This is a genomic window from Kovacikia sp. CALU 1929, assembly GCF_056784235.1.
This window is the reverse complement of record NZ_JBXBCF010000115.1, coordinates 17,811-42,634: the sequence shown is the minus strand read 5'-3', so window position 1 is coordinate 42,634 and position 24,824 is coordinate 17,811. Positions and strand designations below refer to the sequence as shown.

Genomic DNA, 24,824 nt, shown 5'->3' with positions numbered 1-24,824 from the left:
ACTTAACCACCCAGATGTTAGCATAGTGTCTCTATTTATGAAGAATTTCAAAGACACCTTTGAGTTCCCGAAACCAAGTTTTTTGGCGTTGCTGATTCTGAGCCTGAAAAGGCTGCTGAATGCTTGAGACCTCGTTACAATTCATCCTGTTTTTCAGCAATCCCAGTTTTTCTGTCAACAATTCTTTTTTAAGTTTTTGAACATCCCCGGTTTTGTAGGACATGGATGCTAAAAATGAGGGAATCCTTTTGTCATTGACTGCTTCACTTTTGTCATCTACTCCTGAATGGTCCAACGTTTAACCACTGGCAATGAAACGTGTTGTTCAGAAATGGCCTATGAACCTGAACTTGAAATATGGCGCGTTGAGCGTGCTGGGTACATTAGTCCTAAGTGGATTGGCGCTGAAGCCAATTTCAATCTCGATCGCCCGATCGCCCAAAGCCATGCCGGGTAATGAGTCAAAAATTTCTCAAGCGACGGCAGATGCGCGATCGCACCAGCGGCAGGAACAGACCCGTCAGATTCGTCCAGAAAACTATGACCTGAGCCGTTTTCCGGTTACGAACCAGCACGAAAAACACTGGCGCAATATCCTCTGGACAACGGCAGTGGTAGAACCCCAAGAGCCTTTTGTTGTAGAGGCGATCGACAAAATTTTGGAAATGATGCCCCGTTCTGGTTTGTCCAATGGGCAGATGCGCACGATCGATACTGCAACGAAAGTTGGCACCCAGCTTTATCTGCGTTATCCCAGTGTTTACGGACGGTTTGGGCAACGGTTTCTGCAAGCGGTTGAAAGCAGCCGTGATCCAGAATGGGTTGCGGCTTCCCTGTCAGCCCTGGCAAAAGGTGGCATGCCCCTCACACAAGTTCAAGGGCTGTCTGAACGGGTGAAGGCACGCTTTCCAGGTTGGAACAAAAATGTCCATCTCTATACAACGATTCGTGAGGTGGCAGAGTTGATTGCTCCCAGCACAATGCCGCCCTTGGGCGATTTGCTGAAGTGGGCGATCGCTCCTGGGCAACTGCATCTCTATGTCCTCTGCCGCTCGAATCGAGATGTTCTCTGTCAGGCAGTTTTAAAGGATAGGAACGGGCAGTTCCTGCGGCACGGAGATGGTAAACTCTGGTCTACTCCCCTGCTCTTACGTTCTATCCACGGCTTAAACTGGAACTTCGTCCGGGGTCAGACCCCCCAGGGGGTTTTTCGGGTTGAAGGAATTGTACCCCAACCCGATGACCTGTTTTTTCGCGCCTATGGTCGGTTTTCCCTGGTTAAGCTATTTGTGCCCTTCGAATCGGGTGCAAAGCAGTTTTTACCGGGTAAGCCCGGTACCTTTCAAGGCAGCTTAAGGGATTATCAGAACTTGCTTCCCTCCTCCTGGCGAAACTATTGGGCAATTCAACAAAGCTTTTGGGCGGGGAAAGTTGGGCGCAGTGAGTTTCGCATTCATGGCAGTGGCGAAGCCCCCGATTTCTTCAGCAATAAAGGCTCCAATCCAGAAAGCTTTAGCTGGAACCCCACGATTGGCTGCCTCTCTGCCCTGGAACTTTACAACGAGAAAGGACAGGTGGTAGACGCACACATGCCCAGGATCCTGGAGGCGTTACGAATGGTTGGTGGCAACAATTTTGCAGGCTACATGATCGTGGCTGAGGTGCCAGGGACTTCAGAGCAGCCGATTAGTCTGCAAGAAGTCGAAACTGCACTGCTTAAAGGTGCAGGGTCTATTAGTGCCAGCAGTCAATCGAAGTCTAACGCTAAAGCCAAGACGGCTGACAAAGCAAAATCTATTAAGATACAATCCACAGCCAAGCCAACACCTAAACCGGCCACAACCACACTAGATTTAAAGCCAATTGTGGATCAAAATTCCTCTAAAGAAGTGGGCAAATCGGTGCCCATTTCTCATCAATCGGTTGCACCTGACGTGACCTCTCAACCTGAAAATATCTCTGCCACAACTTCAAGCTCCAGTGAATTGGAGCTTGACGAACAGGTCACGCCTCTTCCGATCGCCTATTGAATAGGGAACTGGGTTCCATCCCACTTCTGGATTTCACAGAAATTAAGTCATCAGGTCTATTTCGTCCCGACCACCGACTACCTGCCCCCGGCTCTATTTTGAGGTTATTGATTGGCAATACTGGTCAGTTCTATTTGGTTCAGCCCTGAAGACTGGGTGACTTTAACCTTTCGACTGGTTCTAGCAACTTTAGTGGGGGGCATCATTGGCTTTAATCGTGAGATAACCGGCAAAGCAGCGGGACTGAGGACTCACATGTTGGTTAGCTTGGGAGCTGCTCTCTTTGTCATCATTACCCTGACGGCTGGATCGCCCACGCCGGATGCGGTCAGTCGTGCGGTGCAGGGTGTCGCTACGGGCGTTGGCTTTTTGGGAGCAGGCGAAATTATTCAGCTATCCCAACTGTCGGGAGATAAACCCAAAATTAAAGGACTGACCTCAGCCGCCTCCATTTGGGCAACAGCGGCATTAGGCATGGTTGCTGCCTGCGGGTTGTGGCAGATTAGCATCATTGGCACTCTATTGGTTTTGCTGACTCTCAGTGGCGTAAAGGGGCTGGAGCACCTTGTCCCACCTAGACGGAATGGTGATGAACGATAAAGGAGGGTTTAGAAATTCCATAAAAACATGGGATTTCCTGGCGAAAGACCGGCTAGAGCCGCTGTGGACCGGGGTGCTATGGCTGGCGGCAATGGTGCTTTTTACCCTTAACCTGGGTGGGGTGCCGCTGCGAGACTGGGATGAGGGAACGGTTGCCCAGGTTGCCCGCGAAATCTATCGGGCAGTTCCCGGATCAATGACCTGGTTACACCCAACCATTTTTGGCGCTCCCTATCTCAATAAACCACCTCTACTTCACTGGTTAATTGCCCTGACCTATCACATCGGCGGTGTCAGCGAATGGACAACCCGACTGCCGGGGGCAATTCTAACGGCTATCTCAGTTCCCTTACTCTATGGTGTAGGGCGTGAACTGTTTCCCCGTCGGACTCCAGCGGTATTTGCTGCCCTGGTTTACCTGACCCTACTACCCGTTGTGCGGCATGGACGACTGGCAATGCTGGATGGGGCAAGCCTTTGCTTCTTTCTGTTACTGATTTTTTGTGTATTGCGAACCCGGCGAGACCTGCGCTGGGGATTGGGAGCAGGCATTGCCTTTGGGCTGCTTTGCCTGACGAAGGGAATTTTGGCATTGTTGCTGGGATCGATCGCCGTTGTCTTTATTCTGCTTGATACGCCGCGCTTACTGACCTCTGGCTACGTCTGGGGCGGACTGTTGTTGGGAAGTTTACCCGTCTTTGCCTGGTATGGGGCACAGTGGCAACACTACGGCGACCAATTTATCAGTATTACTCTGATGAGTCAGGCTTTTAACCGGATCTGGGTTACCGTCGAAAAAAATACGGGTCCCCCCTGGTATTACCTGCTAGAAATTTTAAAGTACAGTCTACCCTGGCTTTTGTTTCTACCCTGGGGGTTCCGGTTAGTTTGGGAAAACCGCAGTCTCGGTTGGGCAAAGTTGGTCATGGTGTGGGCTGCCATTTTCCTGGGAGCTATCTCGCTGATGAAGACGAAACTACCCTGGTATGTGTTGCCTGTTTACCCAGCACTGGCACTGGTTGTGGGGGCGTTACTGGGAGAAATCTGGAATAGCTCTGATGTCATTGGGATTCGGCAGATAGGTCGGCGTTACCCTAAGCTTTGGGTCGGTTTGCTGGGCCTGGTGGCGATCGCCGGTTGGGCGGGCAGTTTTTACTTCAGTCGCGTCGGGTTAGAACCCAAACCCCACCTGCAACTGATCTTGACCCTGGTGGCGCTTACCTTCACAGCCGCCACAATTTTGGTGGCTCGACGGGACTCCCAGTTTATCCTGGTGCTGATCTGGGGATCGTACCTTTCTCTATTGTTGCTGATGCTTTCACCCGACTGGGTCTGGGAACTGAATGAACAGTATCCAGTCAAGCCAGTCGCTGCAATGATCCAGCAAGGCACTCCACCCGGTCAGGTCGTGATGACAACCTTTGCCGATACTCGTCCATCGCTTGATTTTTATAGCGATCGCCAGGTAATTCCCGCATCCGATCAAACCATCAAAGAGCGCTGGGAAAAACCTTCCCAGGAATACTTGCTCACCGATGCGTTCAAACTGAAACAGTTGGGCTTGAACCTCGCTAGCCAAGCTGAAGCAGGGGACTGGATTTTAGTGTCCAACCATGCCGTTGAAAATTGAGAGGTGGGAATACAAAGATTTTCGCTAAAGACTATACCCAAGCCAGCGTAGGATGGGCAAAGCGTGTGTACCCATCGCCAAACGTTAAAGCGGATGGGCAAAGGGCTTTGCCCGTGCCCATCCTACAGTTATGGGTGGTTTCTTTCCTGGAAAACGCCTCAAGAGTGAAGCAGTAAAGCTTTCAACTCAAAACTCTCAATTCAACCCCTCGAAACTTTACTCAACTGATTTGCCGCAGTTCCACCAACCGACATCAAAGATTCCAGTAGAAAATCGATCGCAGCATGGGCAGCGGGCAAATGGCTACTCAGAATAAAGTCTGGGTTGAGTTGGTGAATGGACTGAACGACCCGCTCGAACTTTGCTTCATCCACCAGACTGAGCCAGGGCGCATCGACCCGGGACCAGGTAATCAGCCCTTCCTTTAGCTCCGATGGATGAATAGCTTCTGCCGTTTCAGCCGGTTGGGTTATAAGTGCCCCAAAACAATCGGCACTATATAGCACCTGGGTGCTGGGATCAAAGATCCCAATGGTTTCTGGGGCATCGAAACAGGGAGGAGTGACTGCCAGTAATTGGCGATCGCCCACATCCAGGTAGCCACCCACTTCAATTAAACGCACGGATGGAATGGGTAATTGACTCAGCCCCAGTTTTCCCGCACCCAAAAAGGTGGTAACGACTTGAGCATTGGGTGCTTTTGCGAGAACGGTTCTGAGATTGCCAATGTGGTCTGGATCGGTATGGGTTACCCAAATCCAGCGAATCGCCTCTAAATCCACGATTGAACTCAGGCAATCCATAAATTCAGGTTCAAGTGCCGCCAAACCTGTATCAACTAAAACGGGTTGCTCTGCCTCAATCACAAAGGCATTGACGGGTAACACTCCCATTCCCGGAACAGGTAAATAGGAAGTAATAGATTGAGTACCGGGTGCGACCAAGTGTGCCCCTAACAGCATGGGACGTTCCATAGATTTCCTCATGAAAAGAACGACAACCTAACATCGATGCAGATCATTTGGATAAACACACTTGTACACTGAATATTAGTATAGGCGGCAGGATCTCGATTTGTCAACAATTGAGTGAACACATATGGTTGGTGAAATGAAAAGGCGAAAGTATGCGCTGAAACAGCGGGCTGTACAGCAGGAGCAAACCCGCGATCGCATTATCCAGGCAATGATTGCACTCCATGAAGAACTGGGTCCCAGAAACACAACCATCAGCGCGATCGCGGAACGGGCAGAGGTGCAACGGCTGACGGTCTATCGTCACTTTCCTGATGAACGCAGCCTTCTATCTGCCTGCTCATCTCAATGGATCACACTCTACCCACCCCCAGACATTTCCCAGTGGGCTGAGCTAGAAGACCCTGGCAGGCGGTGCCAGGTTGCTTTATTGGAGCTATATCGCTATTACCGTCGAACCCAGCGTATGTGGACAAAGGTCTACCGTGACCTGAACGATGTACCGGCTCTCCAGGAAGTGATGCAGGGATTTAATGCTTACCTCCATCAGGCTCAACACTTGCTATTGAAAGGCTGGAACTCTGATTTAGATTTCAGCCTGCCATTACGAGCCACGATCGCCCACTGTATCCATTTCTCAACCTGGCGATCGCTAAGCCAGCAAGACTTAACCGATGAGGAAATAGCTGTTTTAGCAAAACAGTGGATAGTGAGTAGTGCATCCCCCACGCTATAAAAAAATTGGTCAGCATCAAATTACAGCAGCTTTCAGACGAGTGCCAGAAGCGCACTCAAATGATGCAATCGGCAAAACTGGTTTTGAGCTATTTTTCCCTTGTCTTTATGCCTTATTCAGGAACTCCCCCAACCCTCTGCACGCCCTGCCACTCCAGAGTGTCTCCCACTTTTTCACCCGTGTGATAGGCAGCCAGCAAAACTTCGCTGGTCTTGCCCCAAGCGATCGCCCCTGTCCGGTCAATCCCAATGGCACCCAGATCGCGCCCGTTTTCCTGTGCCTCTTGAAAGGAACGCTCAAATGCCGCCTGTAAGGGTAATCCATCCGCCACCCGAATCACAATCTTGGGTGCCAGACACTCATCAATAATATCTTCCCCAATGCCGGTGCAACTCACCGCGGCTTGGGACATGGCGTAATTGCCAGCAGGCATCGCCGAGTCGCTCACCCGCCCGATTCGTTCAAACCCTTTACCGCCGGTTGACGTGCCCACTGCGATTCGCCCTTCGCCATCCAAGATGACCACCCCGATGGTGCCCCGTCCCGCATTGTCTTCCACCAGTTCACGCTCGGCAACCACACCCGCCATATCTTTGGTAAAGTTACCCGCCCGCTCCAGCATCCATTCCTGAAGCCGAATTTCGGTCATTGGGTCGTAGATGGGAAGTTGTAACTCGCGCACCAGTTCGGCGGATCCCTGATCGGAAAGGACGCGATCGTCCGAGTTTTGTAGGGTTAGTGCCAACTCAATCGGATTCTTCACACGGGAAACATTGATCACACCGCTAAACCGTTGAGCGGTCCCATCCATCAGAGACGCACTCATCCGGATATGCCCATCTGATTGAAGTACAGAACCAGTTCCGGCATTGAAGCAAGGATCGTCTTCTAGCCGTTGACATCCCTGTACCACCGCCTCCCTGGCAGTGGCTCCTGCCAGCAGCATGGCATAGACTTCTTCAATCACAGCATAAAGGGATTTGCGAACAGCACTAATCCCTCCTTTCAGGGAACTACCTGCCCCACCATGAATAATTAGTTTGGGTTGCACCCGGTTTACGGTCATTGCTCAGTGTCCTTGTAGGTAATGGTGGTGCTGAATAGCAGTATGAATTGGAACGAAGTTTCAATTCATACAACTCCCAATTCATACCCAAAATCAGCAACGTCTGTAGGTAATCGATTATAGGAGTTGGTCATGGGTCTGGGGCAATCGGAAATGGGCAATCGGAAATGGGTAAACCTCTACCCCTCTGCCCTATCATCTTTATTGCCCTTTCGCCTGAGATCGCCGACGGCGACAGCGTTCTGAGCAGTACTTCACGTCATCCCAACAATCCTCCCACTTTTTACGCCATGTAAAGGGGCGATCGCAAACAGGACAAATTTTCGCAGGTAAATCAGATTTAGAGCGAACACGTCCCATGATATAGAGGAAGGGGAAGGAGGATGGTGGAGTAAATAGGGTGCCGACACCCATTTCCGGACTTCCCACATCATAAAACTTAACAACTGCAAAATGGTTGAAACCCCGTTAGCGAATATCCGCATTGTTCTGGTAGAACCGGCAGGACCGTTGAATGTCGGGGCGATCGCCCGTGTTATGAAAAACATGGGTCTAAGCCACCTGGTGCTGGTGATCCCCCATTGTGACCACCTGGGGGATGAGGCACGGCAGATGGCGGTTCATGCGGGCGGGGTGCTGGAAGAGGCGCAGATTGTTGCTTCGTTGCCGGAGGGATTGGGTGGGTGCCAGTGGGCGATCGCGACGACTGCCCGTTCTCGTACATTCCCGATTACCCTGGAGCAGCCTAAAACCGCTTTGCCCTGGCTGCTAGACGTTGCCCAACAGGGAAATGCCGCACTCATCTTTGGTCCTGAAGACCGGGGCTTAAACAATATTGAATTGAACTATGCCCAGCGGTTTCTCTCCATTCCTTCCAACCCTGATTATCCCTCGCTGAATCTGGCGCAGGCTGTGGCAATTTGCTGTTACGAGTTGTACCAGGAGGCGTTGGTGAGAAGGCAGAAACCGGACTGCCCCGATTTGCAACCTGAACGTCGCACGGTTCCGACAATGGTTGAACCGCCGACCCAACAATTGTTGGATCCCTACCTGATGACGGGAGCCAGGAATCAGTCTGTGCCCCCGCCTGCCGCGTTTGAGGCTCTTGAGGCATATTATCAACAGCTAGAAACCTTGCTGCTCAAAATTGGTTATCTCTATCCCCATACAACAAGCAGCCGGATGCAGAAATTTCGCCAGTTATTTAACCGGGCATTGCCATCTAGCATAGAGGTAGCCATGTTGCGGGGAGTATTAAGTCAGGTTGAGTGGGCAATTCAAAACCTGCACCAACCCACCAATCGTGATTCGCTGTAAAGATCATTCGGCAAGTAGACTTTTTTCTGATAATGTGTCCGTTAGCTCTGAGTCGGAGTGCCATTATGTCGGAGTCGGGCGACCAGTCGCACAAATCACGTAGCAATCGTTCTGTTGAATCGCAGCGGTTCTCAAAGTCAGGGGTGTTGCCCCGTGAGTCCCCGCCTCATCGCCAGGGGCGAAGCGATCCACAGCGGAACGAGCAGAGCCGGATAGGAGGCTCTGGCTCCAGAGATAGTGCTTCTAAGCAAGACTCTATTACCCTTTGGCAGCGCTTGTTTGGGCAGGGTTCCCAACGCTCCCGCAAAGCATCTTCACGGCAAGCAGCCGCCAATGGAACTGGCGGTGGTCAGCGATCGCTGTCGCATAGCGTCAGGGATGATCTGGAGCTATCCCGCGATCGCTTTCGTTCCCTGCGGATTGACCGGGATCGGGGATCTGATTCAGTAGACAGGCGCATGGGATCTGCGTCGTTGGACAACGGACGACAGGTTTCGACTTGGCGATCGCGTCCAGATCCAGCCCCCTCTCGTCAAAATGGGATTACTCAGTTTCCAGTTCGCGATCGCCAGGTTGCTCAATCAGCCGATTCTCCTGAAACCTGGCGTGGAAATGGACATCGAGAGCGGAGTCTGCGGTCTGCTGCAAAGGAGTCCAATGCTCGTCCTTTAAGTCCGGTTCAACCATCCACCCCAATGGGAGAGCAAGATGCATCCAGATTAGCGACGTTGCGGGGGCAACGCAGATCGGGGGCGGTGATGCCGATCGCGAATTCGGGCACGACACAGGCCAACCCTTTAGTGGCAGAAGCTTCTAAAAACCGGCGGGTTGGGCGATCGCGGCAACGCAACGGTTCCCCTTCGGCTCCCAAACGCCGCTCACGGGCATTTGCAGCGATGTTATATACGACGCGCCTGCTGATCTTGAGTGTTGGCGTGGGGGTACTGGCAGGAACCATCCTATCCGTGTGGGATCCGGCAAATCGGTCATTGACTTCCCAGCAACCCGTTAAGCAAGCAGGTGTAGGAGCAAACACCAGTCAGGAGCAAGCATCTGTCACAGCGTCGCTGGCTCACATGACGCAGTCGGGACAGGAAATGTCAGCCCTTAAAAACGCGATGCAAGCGTTAATCATGAAAAATACCCAGATGACCCCAGGGATATTTGTCATGGATTTGGACACCAATAACTATGTAGATGTGAACGGAGGAGCTGTTTTTGCCTCTGCCAGTACGATTAAGGTGCCCATCCTGGTGGCATTCTTTCAGGAGGTGGATGCGGGAAAAATTCGTCTGGATGAGCCATTAGTTTTGCAGAAAGAACTGATTGGGAGCGGCTCTGGTGACATGCAATATGCCACACCAGGGACAAAGTATTCCGCGCTGGAAGTGGCAACCAAGATGATTACTATCAGCGACAACACCGCGACCAACCTGATCATTGCTCGGTTAGGGGGGATACGTGCCCTGAACCAGCGCTTCAAAACCTGGGGTTTGAATGCAACGGTACTCAACAATTTGCTGCCCGATCTGGAAGGAACGAATACTACAACGCCTAAAGAACTTTCCTTCCTGATGAACCGCCTTAGCCAGGGAGAGCTGGTGTCCATGCGATCTCGCGATCGCATCCTCGACATTATGCGGCGCACGGAGAACAACAGCCAACTGGGACCGGGTTTGGGGGCGGGCGCATCGATTGCTCACAAAACTGGGGACATTGGCAGTTTAATCGGCGACACGGGCTTGATCGATTTACCCAACGGTAAGCGTTATTTGATAACTGTTCTGGTCAAGCGTTCCCACAATGATGACCGGGCATATGACTTTGTCAGCCAATTTTCTCGGCTTGCCTACCTCTACTTCACCCGCCCCCCCGCGGCTGCCAAAAATCCCCCTGCCAGTGCGTCTCCTACGACTCCAACCGGGCAGCCTTCTCCCGCTGGGAACAGCAATCAGGAAAATTCTGGCGATTCTGCCGCAGATTCCACTCAGGGGTAAGGGTTGGTTCCAGGATTGTTACTGACCCGATGGACAAATAGGCGCAATCCCGCCATCACTGATAAAGGCTTGGGCTATAATTTCGCTCCCTCAGCCGCCCCCGGTAGGGAGATTACTGTCGGTAGAGGCTACAATAGAGCAGCATTGCTCGTTGTAAGAATGGGAGCCTATGGTCACTGCTGCCCCAGTAAAAACCCAGTATGAAGCGGTTATTGGTCTGGAAACCCACGTTCAACTGAAGACGGAAACGAAGATTTTCTGCAACTGCGCCACTACCTTTGGCGGAACCCCGAATACGCAGGTATGCCCGGTGTGTATGGGAATGCCGGGAGTTCTGCCCGTGTTGAATCAGAAAGTTTTGGAATATGCGGTAAAGGCAGGTTTAGCCCTCAACTGTGAGATTGCTCCCTATAGCAAGTTTGACCGCAAACAGTACTTTTACCCCGATCTGCCGAAGGATTATCAAATTTCCCAGTACGACCTGCCGATCGCCGAGCACGGTTGGCTCGAAATTGAACTGGTCAACAAAGAAACCGGCGAAGCTAGTCGCAAGCGAATTGGCATCACTCGCCTGCACATGGAAGAGGATGCTGGAAAGCTCGTTCATGGAGGCAGCGATCGCCTCGCGGGTTCTACCTACTCGTTGGTAGATTTCAACCGCACTGGTGTGCCGCTGGCAGAAATCGTGTCAGAGCCAGATATGCGCTCCGGGCAGGAAGCCGCTGAGTATGCCCAGGAACTACGGCGCATCCTGCGCTACCTCGGAGTCAGCGATGGCAACATGCAGGAAGGCTCCCTCCGCTGCGATGTCAACATTTCAGTCCGTCCCGTAGGACAGCAGGAATTTGGCACCAAGGTCGAAATCAAGAACATGAACTCCTTCAATGCCATTCAGCGGGCAATCGAGTACGAAATTGAGCGGCAAATTGAGGCGATCGAGACAGGAGAGCGCATCGTTCAAGAAACACGCCTGTGGGAAGAAAACTCTCAGCGCACGGTTAGTATGCGGACGAAGGAAGGCTCCAGCGACTACCGTTACTTCCCGGAACCCGACCTGGGACCCATTGAAGTTTCTCAGACACAACTGAAGGGGTGGACCGCTGAATTACCAGAGTTACCCTACCAGAAGCGGCAGCGCTACGAGAGCGAGTCGGGCTTGTCTGCCTACGATGCACGGGTGCTGACTGACGACCGGGCAATGGCAGAGTACTTTGAGGCAACCATTACCGCTGGTGCTCCTGCTAAACTAGCTGCCAATTGGTTGATGGGAGACATTAGCGCTTACTTAAACAACAACAGCGATGTCAGCATTGCAACCCTGCCACTCAAACCGCAGGAACTGGCTGAACTGACCACTCTGATTGAAAGTGGGACGATTAGCAACAAGATTGGTAAAGACATTTTGCCAGAACTCTTAGAAAAAGGCGGCTCCCCCAAACAACTGATCGAAAGCAAGGGGCTGATCCAGATTTCTGACACGGGTGTGATTGAAACTGCCATTGATGAAGTTTTAGCCGCCCATCCCAAAGAACTGGAACAGTACCGCAATGGCAAGACAAAAATGCTGGGTTTCTTCGTTGGACAGGTGATGAAGAAGACCGGGGGACGTGCCGATCCAAAACTGACCAATCAGCTACTCGCCAAAAAGCTTAATGAGTAGTGCTTTCAAAATTTTTCACAGGGGCAACCCCCAATACTGAGTATCGGATATTGGGTACCGGCTGTCGGGCATGGCAGAGTCCGTTGACCTGTAAGTACCTTTAATTTGAAGGAATGGACATGGGGATCAAATCCGCAATCCTTTGTAAAGTGCGTCCATCCTTTTCCGTTTGTCCGCAAAGCCGAGCAATTTCCCCTGGGATTGCTTCCGAGGAAGTGAGGGGCTTCACCCCCCACCCCTTAAATGTGTTTCCCATGTAAAATTTTAATCAAAAAATCTTAGGGGGTGTTACCCCCCGCCCTTCAAGTGGCATACTGTGGTAAGTAGATGCACCCTGATGATAGGGGGAGGCGCTCAGGCGACTCTCCCTTTTTTCTTCGCTCAGGGCCAGTCTTCATCCTTCCGCTTTCATCCTTCATCCTTCCCTAATAACCCTGCTATAATCGCCTGGATTGTTGATGAAGAGGCGTTAGCATGACAGACTGGCAGGAGATTTCCGGTGGCATTACGGCTCCCAAAGGATACCGGGCAACGGGAATGGCAGCGGGGTTGAAGCCTTCAGGGTTGCCAGACCTGGCATTGATTGTGTCGGATGTGGAAGCGATCGCGGCGGGTGTGTTTACCACCAGTCAAGTTCGTGCCGCCTGTGTGGATTACTGCCGACAACGGCTTCAGGCTAAACAAAGTGCCCGGGCGATTCTCTGCAACGCTGGTCAGGCAAATGCTGCCACGGGCACCCACGGTTGGGAAGATGCTTTGGACAGTGCCCAGTCCCTCAGTCAGTTGCTCAACATTTCCCCTGAATCCATTCTGCTAGCCTCGACAGGAGTGATTGGACAGCGGATTAAGCTGGACAAACTCAAAGCTGCCCTACCCCAATTGATTGCTTCCCTTTCGGAAACGGGGTCTGAGACTACGGCTAAAGCCATTATGACCACCGATCTGGTACCGAAAGCGATCGCTCTGGAAACCGTCCTGCATGACCGACCTGTGAGAATTGGTGGCATTGCCAAAGGCTCTGGGATGATTCACCCAAACATGGCAACCATGCTGGCATTTGTCACCTGTGACGCGGCGGTTTCTCCCCACCTCTGGCAGCAAATGTTAAGCCGTGCCGCTGACCTCAGCTTTAACCAGATCACAGTAGATGGCGACACCAGCACGAATGATTCCCTGTTTGCCCTGGCAAATGGCGAGTCTCGCACGCCCGCCATTACCGAACCGGGAGCCGATGCCGACAAGTTAGAGGCAATGCTGACCGAGGTTTGCATTTACCTGGCAAAGGCGATCGCCCGTGATGGCGAAGGCGCAACCTGCTTACTGGAAGTTCAGGTTTCTGGTGCTGCGGATGACGAAGCCGCTCGCCAGGTCGCCCGCACTATCGCCGGGTCTTCCCTGGTTAAATCCGCCATCTTTGGGCGTGATCCCAACTGGGGCAGAATTGCGGGAGCCGCGGGACGGGCAGGGGTTGCGTTTGACCAGAACGACTTACAAATCAAGCTTGGTCATTTTTTGATGATGCAGAATGGACAACCTCAACCGTTTGATCGCATGGCTGCCAACGCTTACCTGAAACAGGTGGCGGAAGGCGCTTATTTAAAAGAAGACACGGTTCTGATGACCGTCAGCATTGGTCATGGTTCTGGCTTTGGCACTGCCTGGGGCTGCGACCTCAGCTACGATTACGTCAAGATCAATGCGGAATACACCACTTAAGCATTGAAATAGCCCTCAACTTTGGAGCAGAGATCCGAAACTCACGTTCATAATTTGTGGGCAAATTTGGGGAGCGTCACCTGTGCAGGTGTTGGGTGACGTGCCTCAACCGACCTTACACAGGTTTTATTTTGATGAGTCCCACCTAATTAGTTGTTTCTACAAGTCTATGCAAGGTCTATTGTTGCCGATCTGATGGTTCATTTTTGTTGAATTGGAATTTCAATGACAAATTCGGTCCCCTGTCCCGGTAATGACTGGCAGTAGAGTTTTCCCCCATGCTTCTCTACTACGATTTCGTAGCTAATCGACAGTCCCAAGCCGGTTCCTTTACCCACAGGCTTTGTTGTAAAGAAAGGGTCAAACAACTTGGTTTTTACGGCTTCGCTGATTCCTGGACCATTGTCAGCGATGCGAACGGCAATCCATTGATCACCAATGGTTTCCGTAGTAATTTGAATTTTACCCGGTTGGTGGGTGGGGTTGGTGGGGGATTGTTGCTGGTTGTATTCTTCTAACGCATCTACGGCATTCGATAGAATATTCATGAACACCTGGTTGAGTTGCCCCGCATAACATTCAATTAGCGGCAATTGACCGTAATCTCTAAAAATTTCGATCGCCGCCTGTTCCGGTTTAGCCTTCAATCGATGATGCAGAATTGTGAGTGTACTATCAATTCCCTCATGGATATCGATTGCCTTGGCATGAGACTCATCCAACCGAGAGAAGATTCGCATCGATTTGACAATTTCATGAATGCGCTGTGCGCCCAAAGTCATTGAGTTGAACAGCTTGCGCAGGTCATCCTCAATGAAATCAAGATCGATCGCTTCCTGTTCTGCCTGAATGCGAGGGGTAGGATTTGGATACTCCGTTTGGTACAGATTTAGCAATCCCATGACATCTTCAATATAATCTTTGGCATGGGTGAGGTTGCCATAAATAAAATTCACCGGGTTATTAATTTCATGGGCAATCCCAGCCGCCATCTGCCCCAAACCAGACATTTTTTCGCACTGAACTAGTTGGAGTTGCGCTTGCTGCAAGGTGCTATAAGCCTGAGTCACTTCTGCAACTTTTTGTTCTAACTGCGTATTCTTCTGTTCCAGTTTCTTTGACAGTTCAAACAGCTTTAAGTGCAATTTAACCCGCGCCAGGACTTCCTCCTGCTGAAACGGTTTGGTGATGTAGTCTACCGCCCCAAGCTGAAATCCTTCAACCTTGTTGGTGGTATCAGAGAGGGCGGTCATGAAGATGACTGGAATATCTTTGGTTTCGGGATTGGCTTTGAGCTGGCAACAAGTTTCAAATCCGTCGATTTCCGGCATCATCACATCCAGCAAAATCAGATTGGGTAAAGCATATTTGACCCGTTCCAGCGCAATTTTGCCCGATTGTGCCACCCAAACTTCTAGACCTGCTTGATCGAGCGTGTCAGACAAAACACCCAAATTCGCAGGATTATCATCAACGATGAGAACAGTTGCATTCTGATCAACAGATGGATTCATAGTACTTACATGTGACTTGATAGTTCTTAGCTATGTCCTGAGTGAATGGACTTCACTGAAAGGATTGGATGAGTGCCAGAATTTCCTGGTCTTGAAATGTCTTTGCCAGTTGATGGAGCTTGTTTGCAAAGGAACTATATTTTTGATCTGCCTGCTCCAGTAAAGCGACCTGTTTGGCGATGCCTTTGAAATTTCCTTTCATGGCTAACTCATGTAGAATTGCCAACTCCGTAGCCGGAGGAGCAATCAACTCAGTACCCTCTGTGATTGGTTGGGGCAGTGGTTTTGGCTCTTCGTAGATCCATTCCAATTGCAGGTGCTTTTGTAATTTCTGAAGTAAGTCTGCTGCCAGTACGGGCTTGGGCAGGAAGTCATTGCCTCCCGCTTCGATACTACGGTACTGATCGGCTTCAAACACACTGGCAGATGAAACGATCACAACCAGATGTTTCAATGCTTCTGTTGTTCGAATTCGATTGATTAATTCAAAACCATCAATGGCTGGCATTAGTAGATCAGTGATGACGAGATCCGGATGAAACTCTAGAATCTTTTGCCAGGCTTCATTACCATCCATTGCCTCGAATACTTCGAACCCAATGGGAGCAAGCAGATTAGAGATGATTGATCGGTTTTCCCATTTGTCATCAACCACTAGAATTTTGGGTTGACGATCCTTAATGCCAACAATTTGTCCATGGCGATCGATCTGACCCGTTTTTACCCATTCATCTGCCTGGGTGAGTTCCACGTCAAACCAGAAGATACTGCCCACATCAACTTCACTTTGAACCTGAATGGTGCCTCCCATCAATTCCACAATCTCCTGGCTAATTGCCAGCCCCAGCCCTGTTCCCTCAGCCTGTCGTTTTGCATCACTCACCTGCTCAAAAGGTTGGAAGATGACCTGAAGTTTTTCCGGGGGAATGCCAATACCCGTATCGCGTACTTCAAACCGAATTCTTCCCTCGCTGGCAAAGCTGATGGTAAAGGTGACACTACCAGCATCCGTAAATTTAATCGCATTGGTGAGAAGATTAATCAGCACTTGCCGCAGGCGCTTTTCATCCGCCCGAATGCCCATTGGCAATTCAGGAGCCGATTCATACCGGAATTGAATGCCCTTCAGTTCGGCACGAACCCGACACATTTCAGCCACCCCTTGTAGAAATGCTGGAAGATGGAAATCGGTGGGCAACAGTTCTACTTTCCGCGCTTCAATTTTGGACAGATCCAGAATGTCATTGATTAAGGTCAGCAAATGCGTACCGCACTGGTGAATCACCTCAATCCGCGATCGATCTTCTTCACTTAAGCTTTTTGCCCGTTGAAGAATTTGAGCGTAGCCAATGACACCATTGAGTGGAGTCCGCAACTCGTGACTCATGTTTGCCAGAAATTCACTCTTAGCGCGATTTGCAGCTTCTGCGGCTTCTTTAGCCTGTTCAAGTGCGATCTCCGCTTGTTTGCGCTCTGTAATGTCGGTTGAGATCCCGCATAGCGCATAGGGAGAACCCTCGGTCGTCAGCAGAGGAAATTTGAGGGAGAGATAGGTATGTAGCCCATCATCATGGGGGGCAATTTCTTCCCACTGCATCGCCTTTCCGGCTGCTAACACCGCTCGATCGTTGGCATCAAAGATGTCTGCCAGTTCTTGATCAAATAGCTCATTGTTCTGCTTCCCAACAATTTCAGCTTTGCTGATGTGAAACAACGATTCAAATTGACGATTGACGGTAATAAATTGTCCTTGCACATCTTTGAGATAGATGACGGCGGGCGAGTTATCCAAAATAGCTTGTAGACGCTCTTCACTTTGACGTAATGCGAGTTCGGTTTTTTTGCGATCGTCAATGTTTTGGATAATGCCCTGAAACCCGACTACTTTTCCCAGTTCATTCTTTACAGGAGAGACATTACTGGATGCCCAGAACCAACTACCGCCTTTACGCTGATGCTGAAACTCAAATCCACTCTGTTGCTCACCGGTATCTACAACCCGCCGCAGAAATGCCAGACAGTCTGCGAGTTGATCGGGATGAACCAGGGGTGCAAATGATTGACCTGAGAACTCTGAGGGATCGAATCCCGCCATTTGTTTGAGGCTGGGCGAAATGTAAGTTAGCGTTCCCTCCAGTGTGGAAGACCAGATCAGATCGGTGGCATTTTCGACTAAATAGCGGAACTTGGCTTCACTATTGGCAAGCGCGGTTTCAGCCTGCTGGCGATCGCGTAACGCGGCTTTCTGCTTACTGATATCCCGGGCAATTTTCGAGAATCCTATGATTGCACCCGTTTTATTTCTAAGTGGCGAAACGGTGAGCGAAATATCAACCAGGGTGCCATCCTTCCGTTTGCGGAGTGTCTCAAAATGCTCAATTCGTTCTCCCCGTTTGAGTTTCTCCAGAATTTGGGGTTCTTCGTTCAAACGGTCAGGTGGAATCAGTAGAAAGATAGGCTGACCAATCGCTTCCGCTGGCGTATAACCAAATAATCTTTCTGCCCCCGCATTCCAGCTAGAGATTATCCCATCCAGGGTTTTGCTAATAATCGCATCTTCCGATGATTCCACAATGGCAGCTAACTGGAACAATGCCGTTTCAGCTTGTTTGCGATCGTGAATATCGGTACAGGTTCCGATCCACTCACAGATATTGCCATTGTTGTCTAAAACGGGAACTCCCCGCACCCAAAAGTAGCGGTAATCGCCTTCAACTGATTGAAGACGGTATTCAGTTTCGTATAGACTCTTGCACTCAACTGCCTGTGTCCATAGGTGAGCAGACTTTTCCCGGTCATCAGGGTGAACCGCATTTAACCAGCCCAAACCCTGGTACTCTTCAAAGGTTTGCCCAGTATAAGCTCTCCAACTGGGAGAATCTTCCAGTACTTGACCATGTGCATGGGTTGACCAAACAATTTGAGACGTTGCCGTGATCAGAGAGCGAAACCGCTCTTCACTTTTCCGTTGTTCTTCTGCCTGTTGCCGCCGGGTGTCTATTTTGCCTAATACTCTTGCATTTCTCCAGATCACAACAGCAAACACGATGATGCTGAACACAGCAGAGAGCGATAAACCCACTGCACCACTGTAAAGTTGAGCACGGTAGCCTGCCAGGATCAGTCCACTCAGAATAGGAGGTACTCCAAACACGGTTAGAAGTAACCGCCTTGCCATCAGACCACCTGCATGTTGACTGGTAATTGTGCCCATGATCCCCTGCTCTGGATGGAGGCAGAGGATCCCCACACAGAGAATGAGGAATGCGATCGCTGTATGGACTGCCATCTTGGTGTATGAGCCAAAGCCATAAAACTCTTGAATGTTGTAGAGGTAGCCAAGCAAACCCAGGAAGGCAATGAAAAATGCAATCACAGTAAATACCTGGATGCCAGCTTGAGGCGATCGCGGTTTGCTTAACAGGACTAGCGCAGACGCAAGTAACACAAAATTTAGGGCTGTGTTAACCGCCATCCGACCGGGATCAGAGGTCCCTACGGCTGCTGCGGACTCCTTAAACAAAAGCTGATCAATTCCCAGGTTGATCCCAAAGCCGTACTGAACCAAGGTGAGTAACCCAATACCGAGCGCGATCGCAGCCAAGCCCTGAGCATAACGGGTGGATCGGCGCATGGGTTTACACAGTTGTTGCAGAGCGCTGCCACATAATATGAAGCAGATTGCAGTATTCGCTTTCATCGTTACCCACACTGGCAGGATGCTCTTTAATGCCGGGACATCAAACACCCAGCCAAGGATGACAACCCCACCAATCAACATCACAAGGACACTTGCGCCCTTCGCGAACAATTTCAGAAATCTGGGCAAATTGATATTCTCAACTGCGCTGCTACCGGCGAAAAGGCTATCCACGAGGCTTCTCCAGTCTTCGTTAGCTCGTACTTGGGTGCGTATATGGCTTTTGCAAACACTTCCCTGGGAAGGGCGATCGCGTCTCTGTTTAAGCGTTATAGGCAGGAATGGCTGACCGATCGGTGATCTTGCCCCTTCGCTTGAAAACTCAAACCTCTATCCCAAAAAATACTTAAATGAAAAATAGTAAATAATTAAATGAATCTCTTTGCTTGCTTCACTAAACAGAGTTCCCAGGCAAACAGCAAAGGAAACATATCTTAAAAAAAATGCTGAGTTTTAATGACATTTAATCTTCGACAAGAAATATATCTGTTTCAGCTTTTAGCCTGGAATTGCTCTCAAGGTAGCCTGTATCAGGCTATACGGAATATCAGGGCAACTCATTAACCTCACGTTAATCTTGAAGAAATATATTTAATTCGGATAACGATTTATAGAAATCTTGCTAAAAATTTTATAGAATAAAATCAACTTAGCAATCCACTAATTAAAACCATCCGCCATTTAGCAGATTAGTTAGTTTATTGGTTTTGAATCAGTCATTTCTACTAGTGTAATGTTGGGTTTCGCTGATGTTCTACCCAACCTGCATTGCAGAATTTTTAAGTTGCTCTACTAGTACCGCAAAAATAGCATCACTACTTTTCCTTTAATCGTTCATCTGAAGTAATCCTTTGATTGCTCACCTCACCCCATCAGGACAATAGTGATGTCAGTCTTTACAGATCCATCTATCACTACGTTAGAATCTTCTCCTCACGTGATCCCTGAGCAACAAATCATCTTATTTAAGTTCTACATGGATCAGTCTGTGCAAGATGGGATGACCAACGGCAACGAACTGTATAGATTGGCAAAACAGTTCAGCCCAGACAACAGACTAGAAGCTTATCGATTTGGATGTGAGTTGATTGGGCAGGGCATTCCAACGCTGATCAGTGCTTCCAAACAGCGGTATATCGTCTGGATTAGTTTACGCAACCCTTTAGCGACGGCATTGCCTGCCCTGTAACCTGGGTGGTGCTGAATAGCAGTATGAATTGAACGAAGTTTCAATTCATACAACTCTCAATTCATACCCGAAATTAGCAACGCCCTATGCTGGCACCTGAATCGTTTGGCTACCGGACAGTCCAAAAGCTGCATGAATGGTCTGTAATGCTTTCACCCCGTCCTCTTCGCCGACCAGACAACTGATTTTGATTTCCGACGTTGCAATCATCTGAATATTAATCCGCTGCTCTGCCAGGGCAGCAAACATGCGAGCAGCTACCCCAGGTTGCCCCACCATCCCAGAGCCAACAATACTGACCTTCGCGATCGCCGGATCTACCAACACTTCTCCATAGCCCAACTCTGGAGCAGCTTTTTCCAGGGTCAGTCGAGCAAGTTCTCCATCCATCTGAGCCACGGTACAGGCAATATCGCGAGTGGTGGTTCCATTCACAATCCGGCAGCGCTGGGACTGAATAATCATGTCCACGCTGATGGTTTGATCCGCCAGGATTTTGAAAATGCGGGCTGCCATCCCAGGGTGATCCGGTACATGGCGAATGGCAAGCCGTGCCTGCTTCAGATCAAGGGCAACTCCCCGCACCGCTGAGGAAGCGGAGGACACCGCAGAGACCGTAACGCTATGATCAACCCCGGAGGCGTGCGCTCTGTACTCGGTTCCTTCACTCACGGGTGAACTATTCACCTCAAATGTTTCACAGAGAACCGCGATTGCCCGGTCACAGTCTTCCTGAGCAATCACACAACTCACCTTCACTTCCGAAGTCGAAATCATCTGGATGTTAATCCCCGCCTCTGCCAGGGTTGAAAACATCTGGGCAGCGACCCCCGGTCGCCCAATCATCCCGGCTCCCGCAATGGTTACCTTGGCAATTTGCTTCTCAACCATTACCTCAGCCGCCTCCAGCCTCGGATCTCCATCGGTTTCCGCTGCTCCCAGATCATCAGGCTGACACAATGCTGGAATAATGGCGCTGGCAACAGCTTCTGCCCGATTCAGAGAGTTCTTAATTACCGTAAAAGCAATATCGTTTGAGTTGCCCTCATGGATAGACTGGATAATCAGATCGACATCCAGGTCTTGCAGGGCAATTTCACCAAACAGACGCGCAGCCACACCGGGGCGATCGGGCACCCGCAGCAGAGACACCTTTGCCTGGTCCGTATCAAACTCAACCGCATCGACTGGACGCACCAGTTCCAAGCCTTCCAGGGGACGCTGCTTGGGTGGAGGGGATATGACCCAGGTGCCAGGATCTTCTGACCAACTAGAGCGAACGACGAGGGGGATCCCGTAATTGCGGGCGATCTCAACCGCACGGGGATGGAGAACTTTTGCTCCCAGACTGGCAAGTTCTAGCATCTCATCGCTGGTAATCTCTGCCATTAGTTGGGCATCGGGAACCAGGCGGGGATCGGTGGTCAGGATACCAGGAACATCCGTGTAAATCTCGCAAAAGTCTGCTTTGAGTGCTGCCGCCAGGGCAACCGCAGAAGTGTCAGAACCGCCGCGCCCTAAGGTTGTGATTTCCAGGTCATCCGTGCTGCTGATCCCCTGGAAGCCAGCCACCACAACGACCTCGCCTTTTTGCAAATGGCGGTTGAGCCGATCGGTTTCAATCCGCAAAATACGGGCACGGGTATGTTCTGCTTCAGTCACAATCCCCACCTGCGCCCCGGTGAGGGAAATGGCGGGCTGTCCCAGTTCGTGTAATGCCATGCTGAGCAGGGCGATCGAGATCTGCTCACCGGTTGACAACAACATGTCCATTTCCCGACGGCTCGGGTTAGAGGAAATCTCATGGGCAAGCTTGACCAGACCATCCGTTGTTTTGCCCATTGCCGAAACCACTACAACGACAGAGTTTCCTGCCTCAGCCGTGCGGTATACCCTCTGTGCAACTGCTTGAATGCGCTCTGCTGACCCAACCGACGTACCACCGTATTTTTGAACAATTAATGCCATGACCGTTCTTTCAACCAACCCAACAGGGGAACTTGATTACCTATCATGCTACAAGTCTCCCGATCTGATTAAACCTCAACCCGGTTGATTCCACTCACTAGATTTGAGAGAAAACCATTGAGGAGATGGCTGGGACTGAATGGAACCTCCTTTGCCTCTCTCCGTCTTCCTGTATATAGCGTTTCCTTTCTGGGTGAGGTACATCTCATCTGTTTGATTCAAGGGTTCTACGGCTATCCATGTACCTCACTGGATTCAAAAGCGCTATAAGACTGCTTCAAGATGAGAGCACGCCCCCCGCCATTTTTTTGGAGCGTCTACTACATGCTGTAGTTCAAGTCATCAATTCAAGGTTAATATCCATGAAATCCTGGAAATTCTACACGGTTGTCCTGAGTGGTTTGGTCCTTTTAAGTAGTGGGCTGTGGACCCCTTCAGCCTCTGCAAAACCAAAGGGGGGCAGAGGATACCAAACTATTTACGTGGTTCCCTCCTCCGGCTCTTCGATCAATTCTGTCAGACACAATCAAGTACAACTGATTACGTTGTCGGGTTATCAGCGGAGTAACTTATATAACTTGCTGCGGGGTCGCAATACCAGACTGATGCCCAGAACGACGCTGGTGCAAATTGCGAATCAGCGCAATTCTCTACCTCGTGGAATTCAACGCCAACTGGCGCGTGGTAAGGGGTTACCCCGTGGAATTGCCAAAAAAATTCCACTATCCAGACAGGTTGTTTCCCACCTTAGCTTGCCGAGAAACTACGACCTCTATATGATCGGTTCCAACGCCGTTCTGATTCATACCGTGACTGGATTAGTGGCAGACTTCATCCCCAATATTCTGTAACGTTGGTGGTGCTGAATAGCCGTATGAGTTGGAACGAAGTTCAATTCATACAACCCTCAATTCATACCCAAAATCAGCAACACCGTAATGGTTAGGGTAACTATTTGACTCGATGAGGGAAGGGAGCGATCGCCCCCTTCCCTTTTTGGTCTGCATCTTTGTCCAGAATCAATTGAGAAAAAGCCTTTGGAGTTTCTAATATTTTGGGTACGTATCCAGATTTTCGCCTGTGATTCTAGTACTCATCCGTGAACTTCATTAAAGCTTTATATGAATCTACACAGATTAACCGTGAGAATACGTAAAAGTGATCAGAGAAACCAAAAATGTGTTGCGTTTTTGAGATTGCTTTTGTCCAGAAAGCTGCTTCTCTGATTGCGATCGCTAAAAGGAACACCAGTAAAACCCGATGTTCCCGTTAAAATTTGCATTCAATTCTTTGGTAGTAAAACTTTTATGAAAGACGGCAGAAGCCAGGACAATACAATCAGGCAATGTGAAACTGGAATATTACTGAATTTTCAATGAATCAGGTTGTTGATTGGAGAACAAGATGCTTTATCAAACTTTTTTGTCTAAAGTCAGTCAAGGGATCATCGCCAGCACACTGCCGATCTCCCTGGTAGCATTTACTCCAAACGTTGCTCAGGCATTCAACTTTAGTGGACTCTACGTCTTTGGCGATAGCATTTCGGACTCTGGCAACACGTTCAACCAGACAGGTGGATTGTTTCCACCTTCTCCACCCTACGCAGTACGCTTTTCCAACGGACCTGTTTGGGTTGAATACCTGGCTCCCTACTTAGGATTGCCGGTCAACCCTGCGAGTAATTTTGCTTTTGGTGGTGCAACCACTGGCACCGTCAATACACTTCCAGTCGCATCAATTTTTAATTTGCCAGGGTTGCAGCAGGAAGTAACCAGTTACGCTCTAACCAATACGGCAGATCCCCATGGGCTTTATGTGTTGTTTGCAGGGTCAAATGACTATCTGGGAGGAGGGGTGACCAATCCTGTTGAGCCTGTTCAAAATTTGGCAAATGCGATTCTGACGCTGGCTGCTGCCGGAGCTAAAAATTTTTTAGTGCCTAATTTGCCTAATTTAGGCGATCTACCGGGTACCAACAGCACACCCCAATCTACCTCACTCAATTTACTCACGAGCGCGCATAATGTACTGCTGGCACAAACCCTCAGCATTTTAGATCAGCAGCTAGATCCTTCTGTGTTGTTGATATCATTCAATTTGAATGCACTGTTTCAGGATGCGATCGCGAACCCTGCCACCTACGGCTTTACCAACGTGACTAATGCTTGTCTTTCATTGTCTCCCCTGTCCCTTTGCGATAATCCCAATACCTACCTTTTCTGGGATAACTTACATCCCACAACCGCAGGACATCAGCAAATTGCCAGTGCTGCCTTTAGCACGATTGAAGCCGTTCCCGAACCGCCTATGACTTTAGGTTTATTAGCATTTGGAATGTTTTTAGGGGGAGCCTCTGCCCTTAAACGTCGCCAAAACCAGAAATTCCAGCCAGGGGTGCTGTTGACTGACAGTGATAAGGGCAAGGACGAGAAGTTGGAAGTCCTATAGCTCTCTTACAGCCATTTTCGTTTGTGTATGCCACACCGACCCATTGTTTCGCCTTAATCTAAAGGCATCGCCTGTGGGGCACTCGTCTGAAAACCACTGTAATTAAGATTATGAGAAAGGATTGATGTGGAATCCTTTCTCACAAAGCCTCTCATTCTGGCCAATCGTTGAGGATGCTATTTCAACGTAAAAAGTTGCGAATATAATGCTTCCAGCCAGACAAAACTGAACGACAATACAATCCCTACTGGTTTTCAGAGGAACGTTGAGACAGTTCTT

At 49.9% G+C, this 24,824-nt stretch carries 18 protein-coding genes; 11 read left to right on the top strand and 7 right to left on the bottom strand.

Annotated features, from left to right (window positions below; all coding sequences use genetic code 11):
- Positions 1 to 31: 31 nt before the first annotated feature.
- On the bottom strand, positions 32 to 295 hold the full coding sequence (locus AC1S52_RS31675; RefSeq protein WP_482033038.1) for a hypothetical protein: 264 nt from the start codon (positions 293 to 295) through the stop codon (positions 32 to 34).
- Positions 296 to 338: 43 nt separating this feature from the next.
- Between AC1S52_RS31675 and AC1S52_RS31670 the strand changes: the two genes are divergently transcribed.
- The 3 genes from AC1S52_RS31670 to AC1S52_RS31660 all read left to right on the top strand — a co-directional run bounded on the left by AC1S52_RS31670 (position 339) and on the right by AC1S52_RS31660 (position 4,260).
- Positions 339 to 2,030: a hypothetical protein gene (locus AC1S52_RS31670; RefSeq protein WP_482033037.1), complete on the top strand. Its 1,692-nt coding sequence runs from the start codon at positions 339 to 341 to the stop codon at positions 2,028 to 2,030.
- 156 nt (positions 2,031 to 2,186) lie between these two features.
- A complete protein-coding gene (locus AC1S52_RS31665) occupies positions 2,187 to 2,630 on the top strand; it encodes an MgtC/SapB family protein (RefSeq protein ID WP_482033036.1) in 444 nt (147 codons plus the stop codon).
- A complete protein-coding gene (locus AC1S52_RS31660; protein WP_482033035.1) occupies positions 2,620 to 4,260 on the top strand; it encodes an ArnT family glycosyltransferase in 1,641 nt (546 codons plus the stop codon). The genes AC1S52_RS31665 and AC1S52_RS31660 overlap by 11 nt, the downstream gene beginning before the upstream one ends.
- 200 nt (positions 4,261 to 4,460) lie before the next feature.
- On the opposite strand, the gene AC1S52_RS31655 is transcribed toward AC1S52_RS31660, so the two are convergent.
- Positions 4,461 to 5,234 carry an oxygen-binding di-iron domain-containing protein gene (locus tag AC1S52_RS31655; RefSeq protein WP_482033034.1) on the bottom strand — a complete coding sequence of 258 codons (774 nt, stop codon included), beginning with the start codon at positions 5,232 to 5,234 and terminating at the stop codon, positions 4,461 to 4,463.
- Between the two features lie 136 nt (positions 5,235 to 5,370).
- On the opposite strand from AC1S52_RS31655, the gene AC1S52_RS31650 reads away from it, so the two are divergent.
- Positions 5,371 to 5,970, top strand: a complete 600-nt coding sequence (locus tag AC1S52_RS31650) for a TetR/AcrR family transcriptional regulator (protein WP_482033033.1) — start codon at positions 5,371 to 5,373, stop codon at positions 5,968 to 5,970.
- Between the two features lie 112 nt (positions 5,971 to 6,082).
- Here AC1S52_RS31650 and AC1S52_RS31645 read toward each other — a convergent pair whose 3' ends face one another.
- The gene (locus AC1S52_RS31645) at positions 6,083 to 7,036 is read right to left on the bottom strand and encodes an isoaspartyl peptidase/L-asparaginase (protein WP_482033032.1); all 954 of its coding nucleotides are present in this window, start codon (positions 7,034 to 7,036) and stop codon (positions 6,083 to 6,085) included.
- Between the two features lie 201 nt (positions 7,037 to 7,237).
- Positions 7,238 to 7,465, bottom strand: coding sequence for a DUF2256 domain-containing protein (locus AC1S52_RS31640; RefSeq protein ID WP_482033031.1), 228 nt, complete (start codon positions 7,463 to 7,465; stop codon positions 7,238 to 7,240).
- Between the two features lie 24 nt (positions 7,466 to 7,489).
- Between AC1S52_RS31640 and AC1S52_RS31635 the strand changes: the two genes are divergently transcribed.
- From AC1S52_RS31635 to argJ, 4 genes are all read left to right on the top strand, one after another.
- On the top strand, positions 7,490 to 8,353 hold the full coding sequence (locus AC1S52_RS31635; protein ID WP_482033030.1) for an RNA methyltransferase: 864 nt from the start codon (positions 7,490 to 7,492) through the stop codon (positions 8,351 to 8,353).
- A 65-nt stretch (positions 8,354 to 8,418) separates the two neighbouring features.
- Positions 8,419 to 10,350, top strand: a complete 1,932-nt coding sequence (locus tag AC1S52_RS31630; protein WP_482033029.1) for a serine hydrolase — start codon at positions 8,419 to 8,421, stop codon at positions 10,348 to 10,350.
- Between the two features lie 169 nt (positions 10,351 to 10,519).
- Positions 10,520 to 12,010 (top strand): Asp-tRNA(Asn)/Glu-tRNA(Gln) amidotransferase subunit GatB, encoded by a 1,491-nt coding sequence (gene gatB, locus AC1S52_RS31625; RefSeq protein WP_482033028.1) that lies wholly within the window; start codon positions 10,520 to 10,522, stop codon positions 12,008 to 12,010.
- 474 nt (positions 12,011 to 12,484) lie between these two features.
- Positions 12,485 to 13,726 carry a bifunctional ornithine acetyltransferase/N-acetylglutamate synthase gene (gene argJ, locus AC1S52_RS31620; protein WP_482033027.1) on the top strand — a complete coding sequence of 414 codons (1,242 nt, stop codon included), beginning with the start codon at positions 12,485 to 12,487 and terminating at the stop codon, positions 13,724 to 13,726.
- Between the two features lie 200 nt (positions 13,727 to 13,926).
- Here argJ and AC1S52_RS31615 read toward each other — a convergent pair whose 3' ends face one another.
- Both AC1S52_RS31615 and AC1S52_RS31610 read right to left on the bottom strand, forming a co-directional pair.
- Positions 13,927 to 15,240, bottom strand: a complete 1,314-nt coding sequence (locus tag AC1S52_RS31615; protein ID WP_482033026.1) for a sensor histidine kinase — start codon at positions 15,238 to 15,240, stop codon at positions 13,927 to 13,929.
- Between the two features lie 52 nt (positions 15,241 to 15,292).
- Positions 15,293 to 19,021: a hybrid sensor histidine kinase/response regulator gene (locus tag AC1S52_RS31610; RefSeq protein ID WP_482033025.1), complete on the bottom strand. Its 3,729-nt coding sequence runs from the start codon at positions 19,019 to 19,021 to the stop codon at positions 15,293 to 15,295.
- Between the two features lie 805 nt (positions 19,022 to 19,826).
- Between AC1S52_RS31610 and AC1S52_RS31605 the strand changes: the two genes are divergently transcribed.
- Positions 19,827 to 20,129 carry a hypothetical protein gene (locus AC1S52_RS31605; protein WP_482033024.1) on the top strand — a complete coding sequence of 101 codons (303 nt, stop codon included), beginning with the start codon at positions 19,827 to 19,829 and terminating at the stop codon, positions 20,127 to 20,129.
- An 84-nt stretch (positions 20,130 to 20,213) separates the two neighbouring features.
- Here AC1S52_RS31605 and AC1S52_RS31600 read toward each other — a convergent pair whose 3' ends face one another.
- A complete protein-coding gene (locus AC1S52_RS31600; RefSeq protein ID WP_482033023.1) occupies positions 20,214 to 22,097 on the bottom strand; it encodes an aspartate kinase in 1,884 nt (627 codons plus the stop codon).
- Between the two features lie 362 nt (positions 22,098 to 22,459).
- Between AC1S52_RS31600 and AC1S52_RS31595 the strand changes: the two genes are divergently transcribed.
- Together AC1S52_RS31595 and AC1S52_RS31590 are read left to right on the top strand one after the other, a co-directional pair.
- The gene (locus AC1S52_RS31595) at positions 22,460 to 22,948 is read left to right on the top strand and encodes a hypothetical protein (RefSeq protein WP_482033022.1); all 489 of its coding nucleotides are present in this window, start codon (positions 22,460 to 22,462) and stop codon (positions 22,946 to 22,948) included.
- Between the two features lie 553 nt (positions 22,949 to 23,501).
- Positions 23,502 to 24,545, top strand: coding sequence for an SGNH/GDSL hydrolase family protein (locus AC1S52_RS31590; protein WP_482033021.1), 1,044 nt, complete (start codon positions 23,502 to 23,504; stop codon positions 24,543 to 24,545).
- The last annotated feature ends 279 nt before the right edge of the window (positions 24,546 to 24,824 follow it).